At 60.6% G+C, this 12,377-nt stretch carries 14 protein-coding genes; 3 read left to right on the top strand and 11 right to left on the bottom strand.

Annotation, left to right across the window (positions count from 1 at the left end):
• Nucleotides 1–874: isoprenylcysteine carboxylmethyltransferase family protein (locus tag P8Y39_10030; protein ID MEJ2192662.1), on the top strand; the 874-nt coding region annotated here is incomplete at its 5' end.
• A 709-nt stretch (nucleotides 875–1,583) separates the two neighbouring features.
• Here P8Y39_10030 and P8Y39_10025 read toward each other — a convergent pair.
• The 4 genes from P8Y39_10025 to P8Y39_10010 all read right to left on the bottom strand — a co-directional run bounded on the left by P8Y39_10025 (nucleotide 1,584) and on the right by P8Y39_10010 (nucleotide 5,234).
• A complete protein-coding gene (locus P8Y39_10025; protein ID MEJ2192661.1) occupies nucleotides 1,584–2,783 on the bottom strand; it encodes a CPBP family glutamic-type intramembrane protease in 1,200 nt (399 codons plus the stop codon).
• A gap of 197 nt (nucleotides 2,784–2,980) precedes the next feature.
• Nucleotides 2,981–3,466, bottom strand: a complete 486-nt coding sequence (locus P8Y39_10020; GenBank protein ID MEJ2192660.1) for a hypothetical protein — start codon at nucleotides 3,464–3,466, stop codon at nucleotides 2,981–2,983.
• A gap of 360 nt (nucleotides 3,467–3,826) precedes the next feature.
• A complete protein-coding gene (locus P8Y39_10015) occupies nucleotides 3,827–4,471 on the bottom strand; it encodes a gamma carbonic anhydrase family protein (GenBank protein MEJ2192659.1) in 645 nt (214 codons plus the stop codon).
• A gap of 34 nt (nucleotides 4,472–4,505) precedes the next feature.
• Nucleotides 4,506–5,234, bottom strand: a complete 729-nt coding sequence (locus P8Y39_10010; GenBank protein ID MEJ2192658.1) for a molybdopterin-binding protein — start codon at nucleotides 5,232–5,234, stop codon at nucleotides 4,506–4,508.
• A 135-nt stretch (nucleotides 5,235–5,369) separates the two neighbouring features.
• Between P8Y39_10010 and P8Y39_10005 the strand changes: the two genes are divergently transcribed.
• Nucleotides 5,370–6,038: a PilZ domain-containing protein gene (locus P8Y39_10005; protein ID MEJ2192657.1), complete on the top strand. Its 669-nt coding sequence runs from the start codon at nucleotides 5,370–5,372 to the stop codon at nucleotides 6,036–6,038.
• A 67-nt stretch (nucleotides 6,039–6,105) separates the two neighbouring features.
• Nucleotides 6,106–6,795 carry a PilZ domain-containing protein gene (locus P8Y39_10000; GenBank protein ID MEJ2192656.1) on the top strand — a complete coding sequence of 230 codons (690 nt, stop codon included), beginning with the start codon at nucleotides 6,106–6,108 and terminating at the stop codon, nucleotides 6,793–6,795.
• Between the two features lie 12 nt (nucleotides 6,796–6,807).
• On the opposite strand, the gene P8Y39_09995 is transcribed toward P8Y39_10000, so the two are convergent.
• The 7 genes from P8Y39_09995 to P8Y39_09965 form a co-directional block, all read right to left on the bottom strand.
• A complete protein-coding gene (locus tag P8Y39_09995; GenBank protein MEJ2192655.1) occupies nucleotides 6,808–9,438 on the bottom strand; it encodes a phage tail protein in 2,631 nt (876 codons plus the stop codon).
• Between the two features lie 22 nt (nucleotides 9,439–9,460).
• On the bottom strand, nucleotides 9,461–10,195 hold the full coding sequence (locus tag P8Y39_09990) for a hypothetical protein (protein MEJ2192654.1): 735 nt from the start codon (nucleotides 10,193–10,195) through the stop codon (nucleotides 9,461–9,463).
• A 13-nt stretch (nucleotides 10,196–10,208) separates the two neighbouring features.
• Entirely contained in the window at nucleotides 10,209–10,832 is a 624-nt protein-coding gene (locus tag P8Y39_09985) for a hypothetical protein (protein MEJ2192653.1), read from the bottom strand.
• Nucleotides 10,833–11,285 carry a hypothetical protein gene (locus tag P8Y39_09980; protein ID MEJ2192652.1) on the bottom strand — a complete coding sequence of 151 codons (453 nt, stop codon included), beginning with the start codon at nucleotides 11,283–11,285 and terminating at the stop codon, nucleotides 10,833–10,835.
• Nucleotides 11,282–11,539 (bottom strand): hypothetical protein, encoded by a 258-nt coding sequence (locus P8Y39_09975; GenBank protein ID MEJ2192651.1) that lies wholly within the window; start codon nucleotides 11,537–11,539, stop codon nucleotides 11,282–11,284. Before P8Y39_09975 ends, P8Y39_09980 begins: the two co-directional genes overlap by 4 nt.
• Nucleotides 11,536–11,904 carry a hypothetical protein gene (locus P8Y39_09970; protein ID MEJ2192650.1) on the bottom strand — a complete coding sequence of 123 codons (369 nt, stop codon included), beginning with the start codon at nucleotides 11,902–11,904 and terminating at the stop codon, nucleotides 11,536–11,538. The genes P8Y39_09975 and P8Y39_09970 overlap by 4 nt, the downstream gene beginning before the upstream one ends.
• Before the next feature lie 241 nt (nucleotides 11,905–12,145).
• A partial coding sequence (locus tag P8Y39_09965) for a hypothetical protein (protein ID MEJ2192649.1) occupies nucleotides 12,146–12,377 on the bottom strand: 232 nt, incomplete at its 5' end.

Raw genomic sequence — 12,377 nt, 5'->3', positions numbered from 1 at the left:
AAAGGGGACCGTGGTGAAGGGCCTGTACGCCTCCATCAGACACCCCCAGTACCTTGGGCTTGCCGTCGCGGGCATAGGGCTCTCCATCCTTTGGCCGCGGTTCCTCGTCGCGGTGCTGTGGCTCGCCATGGTGCTGATTTACTACTTCCTGGCCAGGGACGAAGAAAGGAGAATGCTGAAGGCGCACAAGGCGGAGTACGAAAAATATGTGAAGAATACGGGGATGTTCCTCCCCAGGGCGGTCGAAAGCAGGGTCGCTCCTTCCACCACCCCGGGGAAGGCGGCCCTGTTCACGCTGGCGGCCGTGCTGGTCATAGGCGGCGCCTTCTCCCTGAGGGCCTACACGACGGCGCACCTTCCCCTCTGGAGGGGCGCGAGCGTGGTGGCCCTTTCCATCCTCCCGGAAGATGCGCGGGTAATGGACCACAGGATGGCCGACGTGCTCCAGTTGCAGGAGATACGAAAGAGGCTAAAGGACGGGGAAAACTACCTTGTCTACGTCCTGCCTGAAAATTACATCATGCAGGGGCTTATCGCAAATACCGGAAGCGAATGGAAACTCTACAAGAGGCACCATGCAATCGGGATGATAAGCGACTGGATATTCCATCCGTTCAGGCATTTGAGGGAGGGGCATCACGCGATGCACGGCGGCCCGGAGCGCCCTGGACCGAACCCGGGCGCCGTCAGGAGACTGGTGTTTCTGAGGGTGCGCGGCGTTGAAATCGAAAAGCCCTCCGACGTGTTTTCAATGAGCGCCGAGAGGACGCCGGAGTTTATGGCGGACGTTGACATGCACGAACCCGGAATCCTAGACATCAAGGACCTGCCGCAGGATACCGGCTGGGGAAAAGTGCCGACCCCGGTGTTTTAGTCAAAGGAAACGTTCAAGGCGTCGGGGCGTGACGCATGTACCGGAATGGACTGCTCCGCAGGGGCAGTCCATCCGCTTTTTTAGGAGTGGAGATATTACTTCTAGAAGCTTTCCCACGCCGTGAATTCTTATCTTTGCTGCACGAGCCAGCCGATGCGCAGCGCCTCTTTTTATTAGTAACCATGGCGGCCACGGTGCTCACGGCGTTCATCGTACCGCCTTGAGCGCGACGGATAGTATCTCTCGTGCAGCCTGTGCCATGGCCCCCTCTTGTGTTGGCTGTAATACCACTGTTTACCGTAGTGATAATAATAGGAGCCGCTGTAGAAATAGAGACGCCTTTCGGGGTACAGGACCACGGGGGGAAGGGGCCGAACCACCACGTGCGGGGGCGGCGCTACTATAACGGGCGGGCCTATGACGACTGTCGTTGGGAGAGGCTCCAGGTAGGTCCCCTCGGGTGTGACATGCGCCAGGCAGCCCACGAGCAAAACACTCAAGACCGATATCGCAAATAACTTTTTCATCCCCGCTCCATTCCAATGCCTTTTAACCAAGCATAGCGCATACACTGTGAAGAAACAATGAGGAGAATGTGAAAAATCGTGAAGACCGCGAGCCTGACAGCTCTGAAACGCGACGTACACCTAGGAGATCACACAATTACCTGAAATGACGGACCAAGAACTACCAGACATTGATTGGCCTTCTAGCGATTCAACCGTCCAATGCCTTTCTTAGCTGATTCATAGGAGACTTCATATTCGCTAAAGTTATTAATAACCCTCATAAAGGATGCGCGGCTTCTTTCATAATCTTTTAGCATATAATATGCCCAGCCTTCCTTGCATAACGCCGACGCGACTTTTCTTCTGTTTTCTGGATACTGTGAGATAAGCTTGTCAGCCTCGATTACAGCTCTTCGATAATCTCTGAGATACAGGTAATAAACCGTTACTATGCCGAGCTTCGCCTTGGTACATGCCTCCCTGTCGTCCGGGTGATATGTACAAACCGCGTTAAATGCGTTAATCTCCTCTTTCCACTGCTTTGAACCTTTGCTGCCCCATGTATCAATCGCGTACTGCCATTGGTCCATCCCGTTCTCCTGTCTTTTCACTTCCTCTATTGGGTTAGCATCAAACCAGTCAGGATTTTTCATTGCTTCATTCCAATCCTTCGAAGGCACATGAAAGTCATGACAAATAAGTACAATGACAGGAAATACTTTAACCAAGTTCATTGTCGTGTGAACTAAAGTTGGGGATAGCAACGTATTACGTCTTTCATAAACGATCGCAAAAGCGACTCCCACAAAGAATACCCCTATTCTTCCTGATAATTCGTATTGATGATATAGAGCAAAAAGTGCCGCTTGGAGTATCGCGGCACTCTTAAGTGAAAGACGCATTTTAAAAACATTATACAAAAAACCTCGAAAGAACATTTCCTCTGCAATCGGCCCAATAACTACAGCCAATATTATCAGCCCGACCACTAGCATGCCATTTGGTGCCAAACTGAGACTTTCAACAAATGAATTGTCAGGCTTATCGATCTTGAAAATATATGCTAGCATCGCGATTATTGTGCTAACAAACGCGCTAATAAGGAACGCATACCATAACGATAAAGGGATTTCCTTTAATAATTGGGAAGGCGTTATGGATGGGTAGAGGGGCCGTAATCCTCGTTTTCTACATCTATAGAGAGAATATGTGGTCAAAACCATAAAGGGCAGGACGCATAAGGACAGAGCAATTAATGATGAAAGCCTGGAGCCGTAAGGATTAGGCATTATTTTGGGAACAAAGCGCATAAATACAACTATTGATGTAATGATGAGGATACCCAAAATGATATCCCACGTCGGCCAATATGAACCATTAAGATTATTCTTCGTTATCATTAGTCCTCTTATGAATGATTCTGAGTGATTGGGAGTTACTAGTAAATTTTCATAAATATGCCATCTTCTAGTGTGTGAGCCTCAGGAGGAGCTTAAATCGCTCGTTATATGAGAAATTGTGGACGGTGAGGATTTGCGTAAAAACATGGCGGGTCGAACGCAACTATCTGACTGGTGTTTAGCCAAAAGTGGATGAATTATTCAGATCCAACCTCGATATCTCTATCCTTTTTTATCTTCTTAACCCCGATGAACTTTATATTCGGCGGATATTGCATCTGATTTCCGATGTCTAAGACAATGATTGTATATCCAGCCTTACCATCACCTTCCAGTACAAGGTGATATGGAACAGCGCCAATTTTATCATGGGTTACGTTGTAGTATAATTGAATAGCTCTTTGTCCCGGAACGGGCTGATATGAGTCGAATACTGCCTTTTTCAGATGACCACGAATTTTTTGGCTGTCCTTCAAATCGGACTTAAAGCGTTCCAATTTCACATTCTCCTTGAGCCGATCAGAAAGGAATGTACTATAAGCTTTATCGTAATCTTCGTTGATTAAAGCCTTTAGAAACGAATTGGCGACAATTATAGCCTTATCCTCATCATGATAAATTGAACTTACCGAACATGCGTATGTTACTAATGCGAAGAAAACTATCAATCCTACTTTTTTCATTCGTCACGTCCTGTTCTAATTAATCCGGCCTCCTCGCCTGCCTACTCATAGTAGGCCCTTGCACAACTGCAAATATGTAATGCCAGTCACAGAACAGCAGAAATTCCCGTTTGTAATTTAAAAAACGCCAATGACCTGGCAAGAGATCCCGTCAACGTGTATTTCAATTTCTATTCTATACAATTAGGCTGCGATGGCAGGCTGTGTCCTTCAGGAGGAAGCTTTCCCACTGATTTTCCAGGGAAATCAAGGGCTTCCGTTGGGAGGCGGACGGGGAAAGGAGTTGGATGCTAGAGGGGGGTCGGGAGGCTCTGCCCCGGAGGGCTGACACCGGAGGATGAGCAGGAATGACAGATATTATCATCCTGATTGCGTTTTCTCATCTTTCGATATTATTTGATCTGAGAAATGAGCCTCATATTCATCCGCCCTGATTCTTGCCGCTTCTTTATGAATCTCTGCCCTCGTTTTTCCTGAAGCATCAATATCGAAAGCGACCTTGGAAAATCCTATGCCCATTATCGCCTTTATGATCTCCTCTTTGTCATCTGAGCCGTAAAGTCGAACGGGGTCGCCTATGGCTATCGCGTAAGGCGGCACGAAGAAATCTTTTGGGACCACCGCATCGGCATGAACCAGGCCTCCGACGGCAACCACCGAGCCGGAGGAAACCTTGGCTCCATGTAAAACAGTCGCGCCCGTGGCGATATAACAACAAGGCTTCAGCACGCCGCCGAGGATTGTCGCGTGCGGACCGATGAACACATTCTCGCCAATAGCCACGGGATGCTCTTTATCCCCATGCGCCGTCGCTCGTATGACGACATTTTCAGAAACTACCGTGCCTTCTCCAATGGTCACCTTGGAACCCTCGGAATTAATGACCGCGCCGAACATAACTTTTGTCCCGGCACCGATGGTAACGTTGCCAATGACGGTGGCGGTTGGGGCAATGTAGGAGGAAGGGTCTATTTTGGGCTCTATACCCCGGTGTTTGATTATCATAATATCTCGAATACGCCTGGCGCCGTGGCCGCCCCTACTCGGTTTTGACCACCAGCTCTTCCGGTATGAGGGCGAGGAGGCGGGCCTCGGCGCGCTCGAGGGCCTCGGGGTCCAGGGCCTCCAGGGTGACCACGACCTTGTAGCCGGGGACGTTCACCGCGGGGTAGGAGCCCACCAGGACCCGGGGGAACTCGTCGACCACCCGGTGCAGGTGCTCGGCCACGAAGCACTCCTCCCCGGCGACGTAGATCTTTTTCATCAGGAAGGGCGCGGCGCGGAAGCGGTCCTTGATGGCCTCGAACTTGGCCCTCAGGTACTCCGGGATGCCGGGGAAGATGTAGACGTTTCTGACCACCACGGGAGGAAAGCGCAGGCCCTCCATCTGCAGGACCTCGGCCTCCTCGGGAAGCTCCGCCATCCGCATGGAGGCTTGGGCGGCCTCGGGGCCGCATTCCGTGCGGAGGATCTCGGCCAGGCGGGGGTTCAGCACCGTGCGCATCCCCAGCCCCCGGGCCACGCCCTCCATGGTGACGTCGTCGTGGGTGGGGCCCACCCCCCCGGCGGTGAAGACGAAGTCCGTGGAGGCCGCGCAGCGGGAGACCTCCCCGGCGATGGCCTCCACCTCGTCGGGGATGACCGCGATGCGCCTGAGCTTGACCCCGAGCTTGCGGAGCTCCCGGGCAAGGAAGGAGGAGTTGGCGTCCTCAATCCGTCCGGAGAGTATCTCGTTTCCGATGATGATGATCGAGGCCGTCTTGGGCATCCGTCCTCCGGGGGGCGCGGTGTCCTGAAAATCGCCCTCACAAGTATATCACAGAGGCCGGAGCGCCTCGAGGAAAAACGTGATTTATCATTGCGATTCGCGGGGCTTCGGTGCTAATATGGAAGGGTTTCGCTCATGGACGAGAGCCGCCGGCACAGAAGGTTTCGGGTCGAGGGGATGCGGGGCAGCGTGCTTCTGGCCTCCGGCGTCAAGATACTGAACGTGAGCCTGGGGGGCGCGGCCGTGGAGGCCTCCAAGCGCCTGAACATCGGGCAGCAGTACACCCTGAAGCTCCACGACGGCAAGAGCATCGCCGTCACCTGCGAGGTGGTCTGGTGCATCATCGCCCGAAGCGAGCAGGACGCCCAGGGCAGGGGCGTGCCCGTCTACCAGGCCGGGCTCAGGTTCACCAACGTCCTGACCGAGAAGGCCTCGGAGCTCATGGAGTTTCTCCATCAGTACAAGGCCGCCGACGAGGCCCGGGTGGCCGGCGCTCGCTTTGAGATGGACCCCGCCAAGCAGGCCGTCCTGAGCTACCCCTTCCACTGCGTGGTCAAGAAGCTGAGCCTCTCGGGCATGCTCATCGAGACGGACCGCTCCCCGGACGAGGACGAGCGGCTGCCCATGGAGGTTTTCCTCGCGGAGAGCCGCCCCCTGAGGTTCTTCGGGCAGGTGCGCAGCATTCTGGAGAAGGAGGTCGAGGGGGAGGTCTTCTACGAGGTGGGCATCGAGTTCGTGGACATGGCCGAGGAGGCCAGGGCAAGCCTTGCGGAGTACCTGGAGACCCTGGGCGGGAGCGGGTAGGGATGTGCCGTTGTCCCGTGCTCTTTGGCTGTGCTATCCTTAGCTGTTTTCAGCACGTGCACGAGGTGTGGCCATAGGCGGCATACGGAGCCATAAGCGGTTCAGCGTGGTGGGCATACAGAGCAAGATGCTCTTCGCCACGGAAGTCAACATCCTGAACATCAGCCTGGGCGGGGCGGCCATCGAGGCCGACCGGAGGCTCAACATAGGGGACATGTACACGCTGAAGCTGCAGAGCGAGAGCGAGGCCCTCCAGGTGAAGGGGATGGTGGTCTGGGCCAACATCAGCCGCTCCAAGCACACGGCCAAGGGCGACACGGTGCCCGTCTACCAGGCCGGCATACGGTTCACCGACGTGGTGGACGAAAAGATAACCAGGCTCATGGACGTCATCGAGGGCCACAAGGTCGTGGACGAGAACCGGCTGGCCGGGGTGCGCTTCATCATCGAGGGCGGGCAATCCGCCGAGCTGGGAAAGGAGCTTGCCTTCAAGGTGCGAAACCTGAGCCTGGGCGGCATGCTCATCGAGACGAACCACGAGTTCAAGCACAACGATGTCTTCGCCGTGGAGCTTCCCCTCCCGGATGACCCGGTGAAGGTGCAGGTGCGGGTGGCCTCGTGCTTTCAGGTGGGCAAGGGCGGGGAGCAGAGCTACGACGTGGGCGTGCAGTTCGTGGACATGTCGGAGGAGACCCACCGGGGGCTGGAGGCGTTCCTGAGAGGCCTGGGGGAAAAGCCCAAGGATAAGAAGGAGTAGCGCTCCTGTCTTTTATCCCCACCACTGCCGGGCCCGGACGGTGGCCCTGAAGGCGTCCTTCCGCGTTATCTCCTCGATGAAGAACCTCCTGCCGCCGTAAAGAGAGTTGTCTATCTCGATGGTATCGCCCACGTCCAGGTCGAAGTGCTCGTAGAAGACCGGAAACTCCACCAGGAGAAACGGCGTGCCGCTTTCCCTGAGCATGTGGGCCAGGACGTCCTCCGCGGTGGCCTTGTCCCGCACGACGGCAAGCTCCACCGTGCGGGCGCGGGTGCCGTAAGTAGCCTGGGAGGCCGGGTCCGAGGCCGTGGCCGTGCCCTCCCAGGGGCCCTCATCCCCCGCCGGGGCATAGCGCCTTTTGTAAAGGGCGGTGAGGTGGTTGGAGAGGTCCAGGACCGAGGTCCTCTCGAAAGTGAAGGCCGCTCCCTCGCCGGCAAGCTCCCCCCCGCCTATGGTCTTTACGGCCCCGGGGGCCGCATCGGCGAGGAAGCCGAGCCGCCACGTCCCCCGCGTCAACTGCACCGTGGAGCGGCACTCCCGGGCCAGCCGGGAAAGAAGCTCCGAGGGCTTGACCTTCTCCCCTATCCGGAAGGCGAACCTGTAGCCCCCCGGGACGGCCGATGCATAAGAGGCCCCGGCCTCGTCGAAGGAAGCCTGGTCCACCTCGGCGGGGCCGAAGCCCAACTGCTCGACGAGGACGTGCCGGATGACGTGGTCCGGCCTCTCGATGACGCTGCCCGTGCCCCCGTAGGAGCCGTCGGCGTCCCCGTAGCCCGAGACCACGGCAAAAAGGCGGCTCACCGTCCGCGTGGCCGCCGCGCCGCCTGTGGCCGAGACCTGCACCACCGAGGCCTCCTCCGTGCTGCGGGCACGCTGCTCGGCACCGCTCAGGGTGAAGACCACCGCGCCGGAGGCCACCGGGGAGGTGCTCGTATAATAGATGGTGGCTTCGGTCTGCCAGGCCGTCTGGGAGGCTTCGACCTCCGGGAGGAAGGTAATCACGGTGCCGTCCGGCAGTACGGTGGCGATGAGGGGATAGCCGCTTCCCGGGCCGAGGTAGAAGTTTATCTCGGCGTTGGGAGCCTCCAGGGCCTCTATGCCATAGCGGAGGCTCGTCTGTATCTCGCTCAAGGTGCCCGCCGGAGCGGAGGGGAAGCTGACCGAGGCGGCCTGGTAGTAGCCCCCCGAGTTGAAGCTGTCCCTCTGGCGGGGAATGTCCAGGGCCGCCCGGGTGCGCTCCCCGCCTGCGGGGTCCCCCGTGAAGGCCGACGTGAGAACGGCCTCCTGCTCGGCCCGGCTGACGGAGAAGACCACGACGCCCATGGCCACGCTGCTGGTAGCCGTATAGTAGAGGCTTTTCTGCGTGACCCAGGCTGTCTCGGAGTCCTCGAAACTCCCCGGCATGTGCCTGTGGACCGTGCCGTCCCCCTTGATGGTGCAGACCCGGGGGTGCGTGGAATCGGGGCCCGTGTAGATGGTGACCTCGCCCGCAAAGGTGCCCGTGACCGTGACGTCCCAGGTGATGCGCGTGCGGACCTCCGAGAGGGTGCCCGCCGGGGCCTGCGGGAAAGCGAAGGAGATGGGCTCGTACCCGCCGGTGGCGTTGAAGTAGCGCTGCTGCACGGGGAGGTTCGCCGCCCGCCTGCGGAGCGTCCTTTCCTCAGGCGGGTAGCGGGTCTCCAGGCCCATGCCGGAGGCTCCCAGGTCCACCGCCAGGCACTCGGTGCAGCGCAGCAGATGCCTTCCCCCGGAGAGCACGGCCTCCACCCCCGATGTGACCCGCCAGAGGCGCCGGTCCACCTCGGCGTAGACGTCGCCCACCGAGTGAAGCTCATGGGAGGCCAGAAGACTCAGGTACTCGCTCTTGTGCTCGATGACCTCGGTCCCCGCCGGATGGGCCGAGGCCCCGGTGCCGTCGGCGCCCCGTGTGCAGCCGGTGAGGGTGCTCCCGGACGTGCCGGCGTAGGCGACCTTCTCCCGGTCTATCCAGACGGCGCCGGAGGAGGGAAAACGGGAGGGGTCGGAGAGCTCCAGGCTCACGTCCTCCGTGCCGGCAGGGGCGGCCAGGGTCGTCCGGGCCCCCCAGTCCACACGCAAGGCGGGGACGAGAACGCCGCTTCCGTAGATGACGGGCTCCACCTCGCCCAGGTCCTCGTAGGCGTTGGGCCAGGCGGCAGCGTCCACCAGGGCCTGCCCGAAAGTGCGGTCCTTGTGGCTGGGCAGGGAGGAGACCCGGCAGGTAAAGCCCATGAGGTCTATCTCCCGGGGCTCCTCGAGCACCCCGGAAAAGAGGGCCTCGGCCCCCGTGGCCTCACCGTCCTCATCGAGATACGCCTCCTTGACGAGGACCGGCGCCCCCTCGAAGGGATGCGCCTCGCCCACCTCCACCAGGTGGGCATGGCCCTGGCAGGGCTCGTTGCGGAACCGGAGCGTGACGAAGGCGTTGAGCCCCTGGCTGTCCGCCCGCCTGAGCTCCTCGCCCAGGCCCGAAAGGTCCTCCAGGTAGTCCTCGTAGAGGAGGCCCTCCACCGTGACGTTGCGGTCCGAGAACCGGAGGGTGGGGCCGGCCCCAAGGAGGGCGACCTCCACCAGCAGGACCGGGCTGGCGCGGTCCCTGTCCCTCGCCTCTGAAATCGTCGTCATGAAACCTCCTTCGCGGCGGCCCTCATGGCAGCACCTCCTCAAAATCGAAGGTGTAGGCGTACCCCCGGTGGGCCACCTCCCGGAGCGCCAGGGGCTCCCGGAGCCTCCCGAAGAGCCACGCTCCCTCGTGGTCCCTGAGCCAGAAGGGCTTGGCCCCGGCCCAAGCCCGGTTCAGGGCGAGCACCTGGTCCTTCTGGCTCTCCCCTGCCAGGGGGACGTGGTAGACCCGTTGCCTTCTGGGCTCGCCCCGGATGAGAAACCGGTCCCTTCCGGAGGCCGTCTCGGCGTGCTGCACGTTGAAGACGTCCTCCAGGGGGCCGGAGGGGCGGGCGGGCCCCCGCTCCCAGAGGTGCGTGGAGGTAAGGAAAAGCTCGGCCAGCCCCGGGACGGCCGCCGGGGCGGTGGTGGTGAACTTCCAGAAGGCCGCCGTGACGGACGGCCACTCACGCACGATGAGGGAGCCGTCGGGCTGCACCCACTGGTCAAGGACACTGTAAGCCGCGCCGTCAGAGGAGTAGGAGACCGAGAGGTCCATGCCTTCGAGGGCATGCCCTCCGGGAATGAAAAGCCTGTCCACCGGGGCCGGCTCCGCTCCTTGGGCGACCGTCACCTCCACGGTCTCGGCCTGTGTGGGGCGAAAGAGGCGGCCCACGTTGCGGTCCCACAGGCGGTACAGGGGAAAGGCCGCATCCTCCGCACCGGCGGCCAGGGAGACCGCCGAAGCCTCCAGGACGTTCTCGTAAGCAGTGGCGAGCATCTTTCCTCCTTCCTCAGGCGCTTCGCATGGCCCGCTTCAGTTCGCTCCTGTCATGCCGCCAGAGGCGCGCAAGCTCGCCGTCTATCCGTCGGGCAATGTCCCCGCCGCCCCGGCCCTCGGGAACCGAGACGTTCACCGTGGGGGCGAAGGTGGCGGGCGCGACCTGGACCGGGGCGCTCCCGCCCGATGGAGAAAGCCCTTCCCTCCGGACCCTGAGGACGTAGTCCGACTCCCGGGGAAGGGACTTCATGAGGGAGCGCACGTGCTCGATGCCCTCGGAGAAGGGCATCACCGGGGAGGCCTGCACGTGATAGCGGACTACCACATCCTTGTATGACACATCCGGTATGGCCGCCAGCGCCGCCCTGAGCTCCGCCACCTGGAGGAGGGCGGGACCCGCATCGAGGGCCAGGGTCCTCTCAAGGGGCAGGGAGGCGAGCGCTCCCCGCAGGGCCCCCACCCCTGCCATGGCCGCCTCCACCCCCAGCGTGAGCGTGCGCTTCTTCTCTATCTTCCGCCCCAGGGCCTCGAACCCCGAGGCCGTCTCCGCCAGCAGGCCCCGGGCGCTCTCCGCCAGGGCCTCAAAGACGGGCGTGGCCCTGTCCTCGGCCTCTATCTGTATCCTCACCTCTGCCACTTATGAGCCTCCTTTGGTCCCGTGACGTTCTCCCATGAAACCCTCCTCGAACCCCTCCCGGATGACTTCCACCGCGAGGGCCGAGCGGAGAAAGTCCCGGGGACGGATGCCCCGGATGAGGACGCGTTTTACGGGATGGGCCGCGCCCTTCCACATGAGGGCCTTCTTCCTCCGGTGCGTAACCACGTAGGCCTTTCCGCGCGGGCCGTACAGGCCCGTGCCTTCATGAAGAAAGGACGCATAGGGGGCCCCGGCGCGAAGGACGCCCTTTTCCGCCCCGGTGAGGTAGGCCGCGATGGAGTCCTTGAGCCTGCCGGTCCTGACGGGAGCGGAGAGCCTGGCCCTGGCCTCCACGGCCGAAAGCGAACCCTCCAGTCCCTCGCCAATGCGCCCCCGGGCCTCCCCCGCAAGCCCCCGGAGGACGTTATCCGTGTGAAGAACGAGGCGCATCATCGGCCTTGCGCCTCCTCACCGCCGAGCTCGTCCCGAAGGACGGCCAGGAGCTCCAGGTCCACATGGTCGGCCCCCACGGCCCGGAGGACGGGGGCAGCCTCCACGAGACCATGCAGGCCCGAGAGAAGGCGGTACAGGTGAAGGGCCCGTGCCTCCTTGGCCCCCAGGGGAGGGATGGGGCATCCCGTCTCGCCCTTGCACAAGGGAGGGACGGCGTCCCGCTGCCGGATGTCCCGGCAGGCTGCGCAGCTCACGCCCGGGTAGTCCCGGCGCGCCCGGACGTGAGCGCGGAGTTTTTTCTTCTTTCGGCCGCCTCCGCCTCCACCAGCCCCCTGAGGTCCAGGCTGGCCTCGCCCACGAATTTTGTGAACTCAAGCCACCGGGTCATGAGGAAATCGCAGTGCTCGGGGCTGTAGGGGTACGCCTCGCCCTCCAGGGTGATGCCCCGCCAGCCTCGCACCGCCCGCCGCCCCAGGAGACGGGCGGCCTCCCGGGCGTTGAGCTTCTCCACCTTCCGGTTCCGCCTGTCCCAATGGACCTCGGTGGCCTCGCGGGTGAGTTTCTCAAGCTCCTCCAGAGGAACGTACCTGAGAAGCACCTGGGCGTCCTGAATCTCCATGCGTCAACTCCTTTGATTTCTCCCTTCCCTGCCAGGGGAATACGTAAGGGGGATGTGAAATCCCCCTTACGCCCAAAAGGCACCCAGGCCTGAAAGTCCTCCCGCATCAGAGCTCCTATCTCCATGAATTCCTCCTCAAACTTAAATATCTCCTTGCCAGGGGGATACGTAATGCCTCTGCCTTTGGGGGATACCCCTTATGCCTTTTCAGGGGGATACGTAAGGGGGACGCGAGTCCCCCTTATGGCATAAGGACGTCCGTGTCGTTGCGGTTCGTCACCTCCACCCGAAAGGGCTTGGTCACGCCCGCCATCCCCGCCGGGGCCTCGTCGGCGGCCAGGCAGGCGAATGTCAGCGGGTGCCTGAGAATCCCTTCCGCCTTGGGCAGGTCCACCTCCCGGAGGGCCAGGGCCGGGAAGGAAAGGGCGAAGGTCCGCCTGTAGGCGGCGTCTATGAGCGCCCCCTCGAAGACG

Source organism: Nitrospirota bacterium (genome assembly GCA_037386965.1).
GTDB lineage: Bacteria > Nitrospirota > Thermodesulfovibrionia > Thermodesulfovibrionales > JdFR-86 > JARRLN01.
This window is presented reverse-complemented; position numbering and strand designations above follow the sequence as displayed.